At 60.8% G+C, this 15,034-nt stretch carries 16 protein-coding genes and 1 tRNA gene; 10 read left to right on the forward strand and 7 right to left on the reverse strand.

What is annotated here, in order from left to right:
• The first annotated feature begins 179 nt into the window (after positions 1 to 179).
• The 6 genes from EPO61_15555 (at position 180) to EPO61_15580 (ending at position 5,562) form a co-directional block, all read left to right on the forward strand.
• Complete coding sequence (locus tag EPO61_15555) at positions 180 to 1,718, forward strand: hypothetical protein (protein TAJ07370.1); 1,539 nt, start codon at positions 180 to 182, stop codon at positions 1,716 to 1,718.
• A gap of 45 nt (positions 1,719 to 1,763) precedes the next feature.
• Entirely contained in the window at positions 1,764 to 2,342 is a 579-nt protein-coding gene (locus EPO61_15560) for a hypothetical protein (protein ID TAJ07371.1), read from the forward strand.
• A 92-nt stretch (positions 2,343 to 2,434) separates the two neighbouring features.
• Positions 2,435 to 2,770: a hypothetical protein gene (locus EPO61_15565; GenBank protein TAJ07372.1), complete on the forward strand. Its 336-nt coding sequence runs from the start codon at positions 2,435 to 2,437 to the stop codon at positions 2,768 to 2,770.
• 134 nt (positions 2,771 to 2,904) lie between these two features.
• Complete coding sequence (locus EPO61_15570; protein TAJ07373.1) at positions 2,905 to 3,873, forward strand: hypothetical protein; 969 nt, start codon at positions 2,905 to 2,907, stop codon at positions 3,871 to 3,873.
• Between the two features lie 61 nt (positions 3,874 to 3,934).
• Positions 3,935 to 4,858, forward strand: a complete 924-nt coding sequence (locus EPO61_15575; protein ID TAJ07374.1) for a tetratricopeptide repeat protein — start codon at positions 3,935 to 3,937, stop codon at positions 4,856 to 4,858.
• Between the two features lie 170 nt (positions 4,859 to 5,028).
• Positions 5,029 to 5,562: a hypothetical protein gene (locus tag EPO61_15580; GenBank protein ID TAJ07375.1), complete on the forward strand. Its 534-nt coding sequence runs from the start codon at positions 5,029 to 5,031 to the stop codon at positions 5,560 to 5,562.
• A 194-nt stretch (positions 5,563 to 5,756) separates the two neighbouring features.
• Here EPO61_15580 and EPO61_15585 read toward each other — a convergent pair whose 3' ends face one another.
• Positions 5,757 to 6,299 carry a hypothetical protein gene (locus tag EPO61_15585; protein TAJ07376.1) on the reverse strand — a complete coding sequence of 181 codons (543 nt, stop codon included), beginning with the start codon at positions 6,297 to 6,299 and terminating at the stop codon, positions 5,757 to 5,759.
• 359 nt (positions 6,300 to 6,658) lie between these two features.
• Positions 6,659 to 6,895 (reverse strand): hypothetical protein, encoded by a 237-nt coding sequence (locus EPO61_15590; protein ID TAJ07377.1) that lies wholly within the window; start codon positions 6,893 to 6,895, stop codon positions 6,659 to 6,661.
• Between the two features lie 146 nt (positions 6,896 to 7,041).
• Here EPO61_15590 and EPO61_15595 point away from each other — a divergent pair.
• Together EPO61_15595 and EPO61_15600 are read left to right on the forward strand one after the other, a co-directional pair.
• Positions 7,042 to 7,116 (forward strand) — tRNA-Thr (locus EPO61_15595).
• An 80-nt stretch (positions 7,117 to 7,196) separates the two neighbouring features.
• Positions 7,197 to 7,403 carry a hypothetical protein gene (locus tag EPO61_15600; GenBank protein TAJ07378.1) on the forward strand — a complete coding sequence of 69 codons (207 nt, stop codon included), beginning with the start codon at positions 7,197 to 7,199 and terminating at the stop codon, positions 7,401 to 7,403.
• Between the two features lie 92 nt (positions 7,404 to 7,495).
• Here EPO61_15600 and EPO61_15605 read toward each other — a convergent pair whose 3' ends face one another.
• Complete coding sequence (locus tag EPO61_15605; GenBank protein TAJ07379.1) at positions 7,496 to 8,308, reverse strand: hypothetical protein; 813 nt, start codon at positions 8,306 to 8,308, stop codon at positions 7,496 to 7,498.
• 33 nt (positions 8,309 to 8,341) lie between these two features.
• The gene (locus EPO61_15610) at positions 8,342 to 9,160 is read right to left on the reverse strand and encodes an SDR family oxidoreductase (GenBank protein ID TAJ07380.1); all 819 of its coding nucleotides are present in this window, start codon (positions 9,158 to 9,160) and stop codon (positions 8,342 to 8,344) included.
• Between the two features lie 268 nt (positions 9,161 to 9,428).
• Between EPO61_15610 and clpB the strand changes: the two genes are divergently transcribed.
• Together clpB and EPO61_15620 are read left to right on the forward strand one after the other, a co-directional pair.
• Complete coding sequence (clpB, locus tag EPO61_15615; protein TAJ07381.1) at positions 9,429 to 12,032, forward strand: ATP-dependent chaperone ClpB; 2,604 nt, start codon at positions 9,429 to 9,431, stop codon at positions 12,030 to 12,032.
• Positions 12,033 to 12,149: 117 nt separating this feature from the next.
• Positions 12,150 to 12,563 carry an Hsp20/alpha crystallin family protein gene (locus tag EPO61_15620; GenBank protein TAJ07382.1) on the forward strand — a complete coding sequence of 138 codons (414 nt, stop codon included), beginning with the start codon at positions 12,150 to 12,152 and terminating at the stop codon, positions 12,561 to 12,563.
• Positions 12,564 to 12,619: 56 nt separating this feature from the next.
• Here the strand turns inward: EPO61_15620 and EPO61_15625 are convergent, their stop codons facing one another.
• The 3 genes from EPO61_15625 to EPO61_15635 all read right to left on the reverse strand — a co-directional run bounded on the left by EPO61_15625 (position 12,620) and on the right by EPO61_15635 (position 14,900).
• Positions 12,620 to 13,060, reverse strand: a complete 441-nt coding sequence (locus tag EPO61_15625; GenBank protein ID TAJ07383.1) for a hypothetical protein — start codon at positions 13,058 to 13,060, stop codon at positions 12,620 to 12,622.
• 80 nt (positions 13,061 to 13,140) lie between these two features.
• Positions 13,141 to 13,353, reverse strand: a complete 213-nt coding sequence (locus tag EPO61_15630) for a hypothetical protein (protein TAJ07384.1) — start codon at positions 13,351 to 13,353, stop codon at positions 13,141 to 13,143.
• Between the two features lie 14 nt (positions 13,354 to 13,367).
• Positions 13,368 to 14,900: an ATP-binding protein gene (locus EPO61_15635; GenBank protein ID TAJ07385.1), complete on the reverse strand. Its 1,533-nt coding sequence runs from the start codon at positions 14,898 to 14,900 to the stop codon at positions 13,368 to 13,370.
• Positions 14,901 to 15,034 lie beyond the last annotated feature (134 nt).

Raw genomic sequence — 15,034 nt, forward strand, 5'->3', positions numbered from 1 at the left:
GTTTCTCTTCCCCTCTCCTCCAGGGAATCATTTTACGCACCTTTAACACGGCGCTCATTCATCCGTCACAGCACTACCGTACAAAGTCTCCAGCAAGATCAAGACCGTACCGCGTAGCGCGATTATCGAAACAGGCCTAAACCGATATGACTATCATCATTAACAAGGAGGACACATCGATGAAGAGCCGCCAGCCATTTTTCTGGATCGCCGTCTTTGCCGCCGCGCTCGCCATGGATTGTGGAGCCGGCCCAGCCGAAGCGGCCGAGTCGGCGAGCGATCCGTCCGGCTCATCACGGCCACTCCTTCCAGCCCAGAGCAACAGTCCCTCGTCGATGCTCATGACCCAGGCAGCCCCCGCCCCCCAATTACCTGCGACGCAAGTCACCGGGGCGCCCTATGAGATTCCCCGACAGATCGAACAACGGCTCGACATCATCGAAGAGTGGAAGGAAAAGGTCGAGAAGCTCCCGATCCTGACCGACAAAGTGAACTTCGGCTTGAACGCCCTGCAATGGCTCTACAGCCATCAGGATGCCCACCAGGCGGAGGGCAAGAGCCAAGACCAGTTCTCGATCCGACGGTCAGAGTTTCTCTTCTGGGGAAGAATCAACGAGTACCTTCCCCGTTGGCACGCCCTGTATGAGTTTCAAAGCACCGGCTTAACGAACAATACCCCGACGGGTAACAGCAGCACGGCAGCTGGCACTCCCACATCAGCCACCTTTTTCCGGGAGTCCTATATCGACTTCCGGCCGATTCCTTCTCTTGCGCCTAACCTGAACTTTTTCCGATTCGGTATCTTCCGTATGCCCTTCGGCATCTACACTGAGACATCGGGAGGTCTGCGGGACGTCATCAGCTCTCCCTACCTCACGACGGTCGGGAGCGGGGCGGCCAACAGCACGACCGGAAAAAATGGCGCCGCAGGGACAATTGAATTTATCCAGGAACGCGATTTCTTCCTCGACATGCGCGGACGGCTGTGGAACAAACTGGACTATGCGATCGGCGTGATGAATAACAATAACTTTCAGGCCAATTTTAACGGCCAAAACGGCGCCAATAGCCCCAAGGCGGTCTACTCGCGCACCAGACTGTTTTTGACCGACGTGTCGTTCGTCAGCTTTACGGTGATCGGGGGGGAAAGCAACAATGCAGGCACCTTCATCAACGGGCGCGGCAAAGGAGCCTTCGACCGATTCGGCGTGGACGCACGATACGTCTCCAAACTGATTCCGGGGCTCCATATTCAAGGCGAATACTGGATCGGCCATGACGGAGCCAACCAGACCTCGGTCGGCCTCCCGGCCCAGGGCGCCTGCCTGATCCAGACGCAATGCGGTGGGAACGGGGCCCCAGGTGTCCAGCGCCAGACCTGGTATGTCTATGGCAAATACCTCTTCACGCAAGGGCCCTTGGAGAACTGGGAGCCGATCATCTGGTATGAACAATTCAATCCGAACACCCACGCGGGATCAACCAACCTCAACGGCGGCGTCATGGCCGGTAACGACCTCTATACAAGAACGATCCTGGGGCTGAACTACTACTTCGAGAATCTGCCTCCCAAGATTCAAAGCAAGTTGATGTTCAACTATGAATTCCGGCACCATTCGGGCAATGGGTCCGGCCTTGTGGCCGACCCCACCAGAGGCGTCGGCGATCCTTTCGCCCAGAATGCGTTTTACGTGCAGTTTCAAATCCGGTACATGTAACACACAGCTTCTAGGCCACGACGCATACATAAAGGAGAGACGGTTATGAAACCCACAGGTATTGGCTCGGCACTTCTATTTTGTCTGACTCTTGGAGGCTGCACCACTCCCGCACTGTTTCCGGCAGACGTGATGGAGGACGTGGTCCCCACTTTTGATTTCAAAGCCTGGAGGCAGACATCCGGCAACCCCATGACGAGTGACCGAGGTGTCGATGCGAAGGGGCCGAAGGTGCAAGTGGGTGGGCGTATTGTCGCCTCCCAAGAAACTCCCAACGGCATTGTGATTGTTGGACAACAATTACCTATTGTACGCCATCCGGCTTACGGGCCAGCCGATACGGGTAAGCAGACCGGCGAATACGAGTTTGCCTTCCTCTTCAACGGCAAGCTTGACCAGCGGGCATTGATGACGGGCAATCGATTCATCATGGTCGGGAGAACGAAGGGCAAGCCGGAAACGGTGATGGTGGACGGGGCGCCGAAAAGCGAACCCTTTCTGATTGCTCAGTGCCTGCACGTGTGGAATACGGAAGGAAGGGAAATCGCGGACTTCATTTCTGGCGGTGTCGGGGGCGGCTTTACCGCACTGGAAGAAAACACCTATTGCGAGCCGAAGAAGTAACTGACAACGTGACACCCTGCCGCGAACCTTGTAGAATGTCTTTCTAGGGGGCCGCTCTCAGGGTGGCCCCCATCTCCATGCGAAAGAACTCTGTGACAAGGTTCTTCGGTCGGTGGATCGGCCTGGTCGCTTTCTGGGCCGGGCTGTCCGCTTGTATGCAAGAAGCCTCCTTCGTCCGTGAAACGCCTTCGGGAGGCGTCATCGGGTTCTCTTACACCAAAGAAATCGAAACGGTTTCCTCGCTCGGCCGTAACGAAGCCCTGACCTTGATGGATAGAAAATGCCCGACCGGATACCGCATCGTAAAGGAGGGAGTGCTCCCGAGGGTCAATGAGAAGGTGGACCAGAAATGGCGGGGAACGGTGAATACCGTGTACGATGGCGGCGTCGAAGAGCGGCTCTGGGGCATCCAATTCTCGTGCAAGTAATCCCGGACTCCGCCCCACAGTCATTCACCTACGTCGCGGCGCAGCCCAGGCGCAACAGGGTCGCGAACGACATACCAGACCATGCGTCAACACTTAACACACCCGTGAAGGATCGCTTCGTGTTTCGGCATACCATGCGCTCCCGACCCAGCCCGATCATTCCCCTTCTCCTTATAGTACTGCTCTGCACGGCGCCCGCTTGCGGTGCGCTGAGCCATGAGCGGCTCGTCTACAATGAACGGGATGTGCAGATAGGCACCGAGCACGATCCTTCCACCAGCAGTTCCCCGCCCACCGTCCTGAACAGTCACCCGGCTCGTTTGACGGTGGAAGATATCCGGGCCCTGCTCAGTTCGGTTCAGGTCAGCGGCTGGAGCGGCATGGTCGGCGGCCTCCTCAGGGACCCCACACCCATCCCTTTGCTCAAAGAAGAAGAGTTGAATCTGGTGGCCAAGCCTCTGGTGTCTGCACTGAGCCAGGCAAGACCGGACGAACGGGTGTTCTTCTCAGTTCCCAATCTGGCTGTCCGCTACAACGAGGACCGGACGGCCGGGTCCCTCTTCATTCGCGGACCCTACCTGCACCTGACGCTGCAAGACCACACGGCCTTTGTGCGCACCGACACGGCCGGCGGGGAGGACTATAAGGACCCGCGGGACTTCAAAGGGATGCATCTCTGGCTGGCGAGGCCGGCTCAACCAGCCTCGCTCTCTCCGGCGGACACACCGGCCTGGGGCCCCTTTGAGAAAGTCCATATTTCAATGAAGATTCAGGATGTCCTGGCGGCCCGCTCACTCCCTATCGCCGCCCAGACGGGACAGCCAGTACCGCAGGTGCCTGCTGCACAACTGGTCCCAGTCATTCCTACGCTACCAACCTCCAAGGGCAGTTCAGGCGCACCAACTACAGCCGAGTCGGCGGAAGACTTACGTCTGATGCTTCGCGAACTCTCCTCCGCCAACCTCGAGCTCCGCTCGCGCTTGAAAGACCAAGCCCAAGACATGCAGTCGCTCAAAGACGAGCTGGCAAAACTGAAACAAGAACTGACGGACAGCAAGCCCAAAGCCAAGTCTCGCCGCAAACCCGCCGCGCCACAGCAATAGTTTACACAGATGTAACAGGCTCGCTATCCGCCAGTAATGGCGGCAGGTTAGAGTTCTACGCATGTTGACTCGGAACTCACGAACCGCCACCGACCCGGAGGTATTGATGACCGCCTCTACACCCACTGCGTCCCAACTGCTCGGCGCCCTGACGGCCCTCCTCCTCACTTGGGGCTGTACCGCTGTGCAGACAAACCATCCTCAGGCCACAGACCCCTTCGCCAGGATCATGGCGCAAGGCGAACAGGAGTTTACGCAGGGGCAGAGCGATCGAGCCGTGGCAAGCTTCTCGCGGGCGATCCGGATGGAACCGGCCAGAGCCGAGGCGTGGAATGCCTTGGCCTTCGTCAAAATGCACCAGGGAAAACGGGCGGAAGCCGTCCACGACCTATCCCAAGCCACCACGCTTGCTCCGGAGAACGTCCTCTATCGCAACAACCTCGGCGTCGCCTACCTCGAACTTGGGAATCCGGCTTCGGCGCTCGATGTCCTCCAGGAGGCGGTTCGACTTTCTCCCCGGTCGGCTCTGGCGCTCACCCATCGGGGGCTCGCCTATCGCCAGCTCGGACGGTTGGACGAAGCCTTGGCCGACTTCAACGCTGCCCTGGATCTTGATAATCGCATGGCAGCCGCCTATGCGAACAGGGCCGTGGTCCATGCCCTCAAGCGCGACTTTCTTCTGGCCAAACAAGACCTGGACCGGGCGGAAGCCCTCGACCGATCCCTTGCCGAGGTCTATGAGAGCCGCGGCTTGATCCAGATCCTGACGGGAGAATTCGACCTTGCGGTGCAGGATCTGTCTCAGGCTCTTGCGCTTGGAGCGACCGACAACCTCCTCTATTTCAACCGAGCCGTAGCCTTGTCCATGTTGGGCGACTCAGCCAGCGCCCAGCGGGACTATCAGACGTCTTGCCAACGTGGCTATACCCCAGCTTGTCCGTTCAGCCAAGTTCATTACTCGCCTCCCTCTTCCGCAGCCCTTTAAGCCACCTCCCTCATATTCCTTAAGACGCAGGGCTAGGCCGGTTATTTCGACCGGCCTAGCAAAATTTATTGTTGCATTAATGTAAATTCTATGTTAAATAATTGTTACGTTTAAATTACGAAATTGTTATCGGTAGTCCCATTCAAGGATTCCAAGTAAGGAGGTGACCCATGAAAGCCTTCACCGTCACTTTAATGGCCGCCCTGGCTGCCCCCGTCCTGGCCTATGCCGCCCCGTCGCTTTTCCCCGCCGGCATAACCAACGACATTACCCCAAACGTGGAGTTTGGCGTGCTCAAGGCCAAGCCGGACACCTATAAGGGACGCGCTGTTCAGTTGGCCGGCCGCATCATGGAAGTCCGAGAGGTGGACAATGGCACCTTAATCGTAGCCAAGCAGCTCCCCATTCAGGAGTATCCAGCCTATGGCCCGGTGGAGACCGTCGGATCCACTGGGCTCATTGCGGTTCTGTATCCGGGAAAAGTCGATCCGGCAGGACTTAGGGATGGCAATAAGTTCATCGTGGTCGCTGAAATGCAGGGAGCCAAAGCGGTGAGCTTTGACGGGGCCACGAGGCCGCAGACCTATCTCCTCGCCCGCTGCATGCATGTCTGGAAGACCGGAAGATATTACGAGATCTCCGACTTCCCCCACGTAGCGGACGGCTATTACCCCTTGGAAGAACAGACCTATTGCACCAAGTAAGTTGCCGTAGCCTCTCCACCAGGGCAGACCCGACACAGAACGTGTCGGGTCTGCCCTGGCCCTTCCCTCTCCGCCCGCTTCGCGTCACTCGCACATTCCCAATAGCGGTGACAAGCTGCTTGTGAAGTCAGGCAGGGCTCCGCCGCACGGGAAGAACGACGGACATGTATGAGATAACCGTCGGTCTCACCGATTCACGGGTTTTGAGGCAGGCAGTAAGTCTGTTCGGCGAGGGGATAAAATCCATCCGGCAAATCCGGAAAGTCCCGGATGGCATAGCGGCCCGTTTTCCAAACATGGAGGCACCGCGCAATCAAATAGGGCACGGCTTTGGAGGCCCCGTCAATGACAATCGTTTCGGTTCCTCGCATCTCCCCTATCAGCAAAAACTTATTCGCATGCTGAAGGCCAGCCGGCTCTACCGACCCCAGATAGGTAAATACAAAGTCCCCGATCGGCTTCACGTGATCGATGGGGCGGCGAGAGGGACGTTCCTGGACCGGGAGTTCCTGGGCAACGATCACAAGGCCCTTATCCTTCCGTTCGGCTGAAACGATACGCCCGCCCAAGAGAACCATCTGTCCCTTGAGGTAGGTATCGGCCTCGGCGTTAAAGATGCCGAATTGCATGCCCGGATCGACCTTTTGCTCCACGCCAGACGGGAAGAGCGGATCGGCGGCGCAAGCTGCCAGCACCCACGGAGCCATGGCCATCAGGCCGACAGTTCTTGCCCGCACGGTTTACCTCCTCGATCTGACCGGCAACAACCAGACACTCAGCGCAACAAGAGAACGCAGAGAAGGACAGGTGCCCGCATCATAGGACACCAAGCGAGGCTTCGGCAAGCTTCATGACACCCGAAGGCATAGGACGCCGGCGTCCACGGCTTGGCAATATCCAGAGGACAGCCACGAGCTGTTGGGAAACGACATCGAGGTAACGGCGGTGAATCACTCACCCACATCGGAAAGCGGCTTCCGATATCGTACCGAAATATCAACGAAGCGGTGATCCTGGTGCCCCCCAGGTGATGGTCGCAGAGGCGCAGCGCTGAAGTTGAGCCGGAGGAACCGAGGGCTAGCCGCCTATGGGAGGGCTATTCGGTTTCCCTGATCATCCACCCTTTTTTCATGACGCAACGCTCGGTTGCCTCCAGCACCATGTAGCGGTTCCCCTGCTGCAACTTGGGATCTTTCAGCACATCGGACTCGCACCTGTTGTAGTCCTCCGTAAACGCCCCCTCAGGCTTGTTGGGATGAACCCATGAGCTAGCGCCGCAGGCCGTCAGTTGGACCACCACCGCCATCACTACAAGGATTTTTAAGACTCTCATCTCTTCCCCCCCTTCAATTGGACGGCGCTTGAGCGCGATAAAATAGACCAGCCGCTTGGCCCCGTCAAGCCGCGCCGGCCAGGAACGGCCAACGAATCGCCAAGGCTTGCCAGGGAACGGAGCCCCAGTGTACTCTCTGGGTCGGTGCTGGCGTAGCTCAATGGCAGAGCATCGGTTTTGTAAACCGACGGTTGGAGGTTCAATTCCTCTCGCCAGCTCCACACCGAGCTTGCTGAGCCGCCGGCCCTCCCACTTCAAGGGCCGGCGGAGAACACCTTATTAGCTTTCTTTTGAGGTCTTCATGGCAGTCCGTGATCGCGAATGGCCGGCTTATACCCAGTGGTACTGCTGCCCTGCCTGCCACCGCCTGTGGACGTTCCAGGGCACGGAGGTCGTGGCCCTGGATACGAAGTTTGCGCTGGCCCCCGCCCGGCCCAGCAACGGTGTTCCGGCCAGGGTCTGCACCGTCTGCGAAGGCGACCATACCGCGCCCGTCGCCGAGATCTGACGAACAGCTGTTCAGCTTACAGCAGTCAGCCAGCAGCTGATGAATTCTCATCGGAAGCTGAAGGTTGACGGCTGACAGCTCCCTTGGCTTAGCTATGCGCCCCCCATCCCTCCCCGAAACATCCGCTGGCGACGCGACGCCCCGTGCAGCGCGGCAAACAGATGCCCGCGAAAGATCAGCATCGCCACAGCCAATGGCGGAGTCAACAGCATGACCAGCGCGGATCCGGCGGTCTCCGGCAGGCCCAGGTATCCGAGCCAGGCCGTGAGCAGCGTAAACGGCAGCACCAGCACCTGAAAGAAATCCAGCCCGGCTCCCCGTCCCAGACGCCCAGAAATCCCGAAGAAGAAGGACAGTCCTAGGGGCGTAACCAGTACGGCCAGAGGGAGAAACCACTCGATCCAGTTTTCCAAGACAAACTCGTAACTTTCCCGAATGACATCGAGCGGAGACTGGGGCCGCGCCTGATAGATGACTTCCGGCGCCGGGTTGAGCAGAATGAACAGGAGCATGAAGATCGCCGCGGCAAGGAAGGGGCCATTGGGATTGGCCGCCATGCCACGGTCCAGCACCATGATCGGCACCCAGAGCACAAACCCCACACCGATCACATCTCCGAAGTATCGTCCGAAGCTGTCCCAAATATCCTGAAACGTCATCCGTCGTATGCCGGCGACCGCCTGCTCGATCAGCCCGAGTGTTGCCCCGATCAACAGCGCATTGACCGCGCCCAGGATGAACCCACCGATCATACCCAAGGGCGCCGCCACCGAGGTCGCCAAGACCATCAGCCCCGCGAAAATCACCACAGCCAGGGCCAAGAGCCAGCTGCGAGCAAACGACTTCAGCGTGGCGCGCAGGGCGCCCCGGTAGAGTTCAATGGTCGCGCGGACGATTCCTGTCACGTATCTGTCCCCCTTCTTGCTTCTTCCCGCCTATCAGCTTCCCTTTGACCGCCTCATCCACCAGGCGGCACCTCTCGCGAGCAGTCCCCTAGGCACCCACCGGCCCAGCCAATCGGTCAGTGCCCCGCTCCAGTGTGTCGTGACGACCGTGCGCCCGCTACCCAATGCCCCCAGGGACGCGGCCACGACCTCCGCAGATGTCTGGGCCCTGAACGGACCCTTCTGGTGCGATCCGGCCGTCTGATGAAAATCGGTCAGCGTGGCGCCGGGGCAGCAGACCTGGATACGCACGCCGGCCGGGCGAACCTCTTCGGCCAGGGCCTCCGAAAAGGCGATGAGGAACGATTTCGTCGCTGCATATTCCGTCATGCCGGCAATCGGCATGAAACCCGCCGTCGAGGCCACATTGATGATGGCGCCGGACCGACGTTCGACCATGCCGGGCAGAAACAGCCGGCAGCTTTCGACGACGGTATTCACGTGCAGCCGGAGCATGGCCTGGATGCGGGCCATCGACATGGCGATAAAGTCCCCGCTCGACCCGAATCCGGCGTTGTTGATCAAGAGGTCCACCGCCGCACGACGCTCTCGCGCGGCCTGGTACAGCCGATGGGCCGCCTCCGGGTCGGACAGCTCCAGCAGCGCGATATCCGCTTGTACCTGGTGTCGTCCCGTCAATTCCGAGGCGAGCAGTTCCAGCTTGGGACGATCCCTCGCCACCAACAGGAGATCATAGCCACGGAAGGCCAGCACACGGGCATACTCGGCCCCAATCCCCCGGGACGCCCCGGTGATCACGGCAAAGGACCGTGTAGTTCCTTGATTTGCCACACATACCTCGCGCGCGACAATAGTCCGGGCTGGCCCTTGGGGTCAAGCGGGTTATCCCACACCTGTCCGGCAAATATAGAGCAGGAGGAAGCCCCGCGAGGCGCGCCCCATCCGCGACCTTCCGCGAAGCTACGCCTTACGCCGACCACCCCCTGAGAGACGCATACATAGAATCTCGGGCGATTCTGCATTTACCCGGCTCAGGTCGTTGACTTGAAGGCTGGCATGATTATTGTTCTCTCATATTCGCATCGCTTGCCTCATAATAAGGCCCTGGAGGACATCAAACATGGATATGAATCGCATGACGGTGAAGCTGCAGGAAGCCCTGCAGACCGCCTCGGCCCACGCGATGCGGCGGAGTCACCAGGGCATTGACGTCGAACATCTGGTGCTGGCGCTGCTGGAGCAGACAGACGGCATTGCCACGCCGTTGCTGGAACAGGCGGGCATCTCGGTGCCGGCCATCAGCGCCGCCGCCGAGCAGGTCCTGGCCAAGCTCCCTCAAGTCCAGGGAGGCGGCGCCACGCCGGGACAGTTGCACCTGACCTCCCGCCTCGCCAACGTCCTCAGCCGCGCCGAACAGGAGATGGCCGGACTGAAGGACGAGTACTTGAGCGTGGAGCACCTGCTCCTGGCCATGACCGAAGAAGGCGGGATTTTCCGCAAACTGGGACTGACCCGCGATCGGCTCCTGGCAGCCCTGCAGCAGGTCCGCGGCAACCAGCGGATCACCAGCCAGGACCCGGAGGGCACCTACCAGGCCCTGGAGAAATACGGCCGCGACCTCACCAAACTGGCCGGTCAGGGCAAACTGGACCCGGTCATCGGACGCGACGAGGAAATCCGGCGCGTGATTCAAATTCTCTCGCGGCGCACGAAGAACAACCCGGTGCTGATCGGCGAGCCGGGCGTGGGCAAGACCGCCATCGTGGAAGGGCTTGCGCAACGGATCGTGAAAGGCGACGTGCCCGAAGGCTTGAAACAGAAACGCCTCATCGTACTGGACATGGGTGCGCTGGTGGCAGGAGCCAAGTTCCGCGGTGAATTCGAAGAGCGGCTGAAGGCCGTGCTCAAGGAGATCCAGGCGGCGCAGGGCCAGATCCTGCTGTTCATCGACGAACTGCACACCGTCGTGGGCGCCGGCGCGGCGGAAGGCTCGATGGACGCCGCCAACCTGCTCAAGCCCATGCTGGCGCGCGGCGAGTTGCACTTGATCGGCGCGACAACGCTGGACGAATACCGCAAGCACATCGAAAAGGACGCGGCGCTGGAGCGGCGGTTTCAGCCCGTGCTGGTGGATCAACCCTCGGTCGAGGACACGATTTCGATCCTGCGCGGACTGAAGGAACGGTACGAAACCCACCATGGCGTGCGGATCAAAGACGCGGCCCTCGTGGCAGCCGCCAAGCTGTCGCATCGCTACATCGGCGACCGGTTCCTGCCCGACAAGGCGATCGATCTGGTGGATGAAGCGGCGGCCCGCCTGCGCACCGACATCGACAGTTTGCCGGCCGAGCTGGACGAAGTGTCGCGCAAGGTGATGCAACTGGAGATCGAGCGCGAGGCCCTGCGCAAAGAAACCGATCCGGGCAGCAAGGCCCGGCTGGATACCCTGGAACTAGAGCTGGCGGAGAAACGCCGGGATATGGACGCGCTCAAAGCGCGCTGGGAGGCCGAAAAGGCTTCGGTGGGACGCCTGCGCAAGATTCGCCAACAGATCGAGGGCGCGCGTCAGCAGGTCGAGCGGGCGGAACGAGCCTACGACCTCAACCGGGTGGCGGAACTGCGCTATGGCGAGATCCCGAAGCTGGAGCGGGAACTCTCGATCGAAGAACAGGCCCTGGTTAAGAAGCAAGGCGAGAGCCGGCTCCTGAAGGAAGAAGTGGATGAAGAGGACATCGCGCTGGTGGTCAGCCGCTGGACCGGCATCCCCGTCACCCGGTTGATGGAAGGCGAGATGGAAAAGCTGCTCAAGCTGGAGGACCTCCTGCACCAGCGGGTGATCGGCCAGGATGAAGCGGTCCGGGCCGTAGCCGACGCCGTGCTCCGGGCCCGCTCCGGCATCAAGGACCCGAACCGGCCGATCGGCTCGTTCCTGTTTCTCGGTCCGACCGGCGTCGGCAAGACCGAGCTGGCCCGCGCCCTGGCCGTCACCCTCTTCGACGACGAGGCCAATTTGATTCGGATCGACATGTCCGAATACATGGAAAAGCATACAGTCGCGCGGCTCATCGGCGCCCCGCCCGGCTATGTGGGCTACGAGGAAGGCGGCCAGTTGACCGAAGCCGTGCGCCGGCATCCGTTCTGCGTCATCCTCTTCGACGAGATCGAAAAAGCGCACCACGACGTCTTCAACGTCCTGCTGCAGGTCCTGGACGACGGTCGGCTGACCGACTCGCAAGGCCGGACGGTGGACTTCAAGAACACCGTGTTGATCATGACCTCGAACCTCGGCAGCCAGAACATTTTGGACGCCCAGCGGCACCAGGCCTCGCAGGAAGACGTTCGGGCCCTGGTGATGGAAGAACTGCGCCAACACTTCCGCCCGGAGTTTCTCAACCGCGTGGATGAGACCGTGGTCTTCCACACGCTCAGCGCCGACCAACTGACGAAGATCGTGGACATCCAGCTGGCGCGGCTGCGGAGCCGCCTGGCGGAACGTCGCATCCCGCTGGTCCTCACGCCGGCGGCGCTCAAGCAGCTCGCCACGAGAGGCTACGATCCCATCTACGGAGCGCGTCCGCTCAAGCGGCTGATCCAGCAGGAGGTCGAAACGGCGATCGCGCGGCTCCTCATCAAGGGAGACCTGCGGGATGGAGACACGGCGACCGTGGACGTCAAGGACGGCTCGGTCCTGGTGGTCCCGACGGTGCAGGCGTCACCCGACTGACCGTCGGCCTTGCCCCGGGGCTTGACCGGCCGTCAAACCTGGTTATCTAAAGCACTGGTTCGCAGGCGGATAAAACAGGCCATCGAGCCATTCATTCACATAAGGAAGGGGGATGCTATGACCCTGATGACATACACACCGTTTGATCGGCAGATCGATCAGCTCTTCAACGAGACGCTCGGGCTGCGGAGCAAACCCGCGGCGGCATGGGCACCTCGTTGCAACGTTTACGAGGATGAGCAGCGCTTTGTGGTAGAGGCGGCTCTGCCCGGGATGGATGCGAAGGAAATTGATATCCAGGTCGAGGATGGGATACTGACCTTGGCGGGCGAGCGCAAAACCGCGCACAAGCCCGACCAGACCTATCTGGTCAAGGAAATCGGCTTGGGACCATTTTCCCGGTCCTTCACGTTGCCGACCAACGTGGATCAGGGAAAGGTCGCCGCATCCTACAAGCAAGGCGTGCTGGTGATCGAACTGCCCAAGCGCGAGGAAACCAAACCGCGCCGCATCACGATCGACGCCGAGTAAGGCAAGCACCGAATGGCCGGGCGGGGGAGCAGCCGCTCTCCCGCCCGGCCATTCCCCTAGCCGATCGCAACCGACTTCCCCTTGAGATCCTGGGTCTTCCCGCTGGCGTGGCGCTTCTCGATGCGCCATTCGGTGGGCGTGATTTGCAGCAGATGCCCTTTTACCGTCAACAATTCCCCCTGCGTGAACCGCACGCGCCCGGCATCTCCCAGCTCAACCTGCAGCACCACTTTCCCCGTCTCGGTGTTCTTGATCAAGAGACTGGTCGGCGTGCGGCTAAGCTCATGCGCGCGCCGTTCGTTGAACGCCAACGTACTGTCCACAACCTTGACGATCAGCCGGCTCATCTCATCGTACAGCACACAGCTGACCCGCAGCGGCCCGACCGGCTTTGGCAGCGACACTTCGATCTGCGGAATATTTTCGATTTCCACTGTGCCATCGCAGTTGCGATACAAATTGGACCCGATTTCTATGTCCACTCTATCCTCTCGCATCTCAATCAAGCCGTCAGCCATCAGCTTTCAGCACGGAACGATCCGGCCTCAACTGAGGGCGGATCGCTGACGGTTCCTGGTTATGATCTCTTGATCCGATCCAGAATCAGCGCCACGCACCCGCCCAGCAACCCTCCGCCCACCACCGCGGTAAGGAGTTCGACCAGCTTCACCTCCCACAAAGAGCCCTGGGCTTGCACGACTTCCCGGATGCCGCCTTGAAGCATGATCACCGACAATGCCATGGCCGAACCGATCAGAAACCACCAGGCGAACATCTTGACGACTTCCATGGCGCGGCTCTCCTTTACGACCAGTCGCTTCCGCGTCGGTCCAGACTGCGGTACTGAATCGCCTCCGCCAAATGGGAGGCCTGGATCCGATCCGACCCGGCCAGGTCGGCGATCGTCCGCGCTACGCGCAGAATGCGCCCGTAGGCCCGGGCGGACAGGCCGAGCGTCCCGATGGCCCGTTCCAGCAGCTCCCGGTCGCCCGTATCCAGCGCGCAGTATTTCTTCAAATGACGGGGCTTGAGCTGGGCGTTGCTGAAGATCGTTTCCTTCCGGTAGCGGAGCGCCTGTCGCTTCCGGGCTTCCGCCACCCGCTCCCTGATCGTTGCGGACGGTTCCCTGGTTCCGTCCCGTCCCAACTCGCGGACCGGGACCGAGGGAACCATCACCTGAATGTCCAGCCGGTCCATCAGTGGCCCGGACAGACGGGTTCGGTACATCCTGATCTGGTTCGGGGCACATCGGCACTCCTTGGTTGAGTCTCCGTAATAGCCGCAAGGACAGGGATTCATCGCCGCCACCAGCATGACGCGCGCCGGATATCGCAGCGATCCGCTGACCCTCGTGAGGGCCACGGTACCGTCTTCGAGGGGCTGCCGCAACCCCTCCAGCACATGCCGCTTGAACAAGGGGATCTCGTCCAGAAACAAGACCCCGTGATGGGCCAAGGACACTTCGCCCGGACGGGGCACGGCGCCCCCGCCCACAAGCCCGGCGTCGGAAATGCTGTGATGCGGAGCCCGGAAGGGCCGGGTCGTCACCAGCGGATGCCCCGCGCCCAGCAACCCCGCCACGCTATGCACACGCGTGGTCTCGATGGCCTCTTCCGGCTCCATCGCCGGCAGGATGCCCGGCAGGCGCCGCGCCAACATCGTCTTGCCGGAGCCGGGAGGCCCGACCATCAGGACATTGTGTCCGCCCGCCGCCGCAATCTCCAGCGCCCGCTTTGCGTGCTCCTGCCCGACGACCTCCGCAAAGTCATCCTCCGACAGGACCGGTTCAGCCAGCAGGGCCTGACGGTCCACTTCGACCGGAGGGATGACCGAGCGGCCGCTCAGAAACTCCACGGCTTCGGGCAAGGTCCGAACCGGATGGGCCGCCACCCCCTCGACAACCGCGGCCTCCGTCGCGTTCGCCTCCGGCAGCACCAACTGGTGGGTCCGCCGGAACGCCAAGCCGATCGAGAGGGCCCCGACCACGGGCTTAATGCGGCCATCCAGCGACAGTTCCCCGACCAACACCCGATCGCGCAACGCCTCCGGTGGAAGCACCTCTTCCGCGACGAGAATGCCCAGGGCGATCGGTAGGTCCAGGCCGGACCCTTCTTTTTTCAACCCGGCCGGCGCCAGATTGACCGTGATCTTTTTGACCGGAAACGAGAAACCGGAATTCTTGAGCGCCGCGCGGACCCGGTCACGGCTCTCGCGCACGGTGGCATCCGGCAACCCCACCACCGCAAACTGCGGCAGGCCGCCTCCGATATCCACCTCGACCTCCACCGGATGCGCATCCAGTCCGACCAACGCTGCGCTGAGAACCTTGGCCAACATACGATTGCCTTGCGGCGAGGCGACGGATCGAGGCTTCGCGATTATAGGCCTGCCCCACGGACATTTCAATTGGACTTTTCAATCACAGCAGGCGGGCCGACGCACAACCGAACGCCCCCGTGTATAATACAGCT

The organism is Nitrospirota bacterium, from assembly GCA_004296885.1.
Lineage (GTDB): Bacteria > Nitrospirota > Nitrospiria > Nitrospirales > Nitrospiraceae > SYGV01.

Excerpts from the sequence above, each read along its gene's own strand:
- EPO61_15555 (TAJ07370.1), top strand. The coding sequence starts at position 180 with ATGAAGAGCCGCCAGCCATTTTTCTGGATCGCCGTCTTTGCCGCCGCG.
- EPO61_15560 (TAJ07371.1), top strand. The coding sequence starts at position 1,764 with ATGAAACCCACAGGTATTGGCTCGGCACTTCTATTTTGTCTGACTCTT.
- EPO61_15570 (TAJ07373.1), top strand. The coding sequence starts at position 2,905 with ATGCGCTCCCGACCCAGCCCGATCATTCCCCTTCTCCTTATAGTACTG.
- EPO61_15575 (TAJ07374.1), top strand. The coding sequence starts at position 3,935 with ATGTTGACTCGGAACTCACGAACCGCCACCGACCCGGAGGTATTGATG.
- EPO61_15580 (TAJ07375.1), top strand. The coding sequence starts at position 5,029 with ATGAAAGCCTTCACCGTCACTTTAATGGCCGCCCTGGCTGCCCCCGTC.
- EPO61_15590 (TAJ07377.1), bottom strand. The coding sequence starts at position 6,895 with ATGAGAGTCTTAAAAATCCTTGTAGTGATGGCGGTGGTGGTCCAACTG.
- EPO61_15600 (TAJ07378.1), top strand. The coding sequence starts at position 7,197 with ATGGCAGTCCGTGATCGCGAATGGCCGGCTTATACCCAGTGGTACTGC.
- clpB (TAJ07381.1), top strand. The coding sequence starts at position 9,429 with ATGGATATGAATCGCATGACGGTGAAGCTGCAGGAAGCCCTGCAGACC.
- EPO61_15620 (TAJ07382.1), top strand. The coding sequence starts at position 12,150 with ATGACCCTGATGACATACACACCGTTTGATCGGCAGATCGATCAGCTC.
- EPO61_15625 (TAJ07383.1), bottom strand. The coding sequence starts at position 13,060 with ATGCGAGAGGATAGAGTGGACATAGAAATCGGGTCCAATTTGTATCGC.
- EPO61_15630 (TAJ07384.1), bottom strand. The coding sequence starts at position 13,353 with ATGGAAGTCGTCAAGATGTTCGCCTGGTGGTTTCTGATCGGTTCGGCC.
- EPO61_15635 (TAJ07385.1), bottom strand. The coding sequence starts at position 14,900 with ATGTTGGCCAAGGTTCTCAGCGCAGCGTTGGTCGGACTGGATGCGCAT.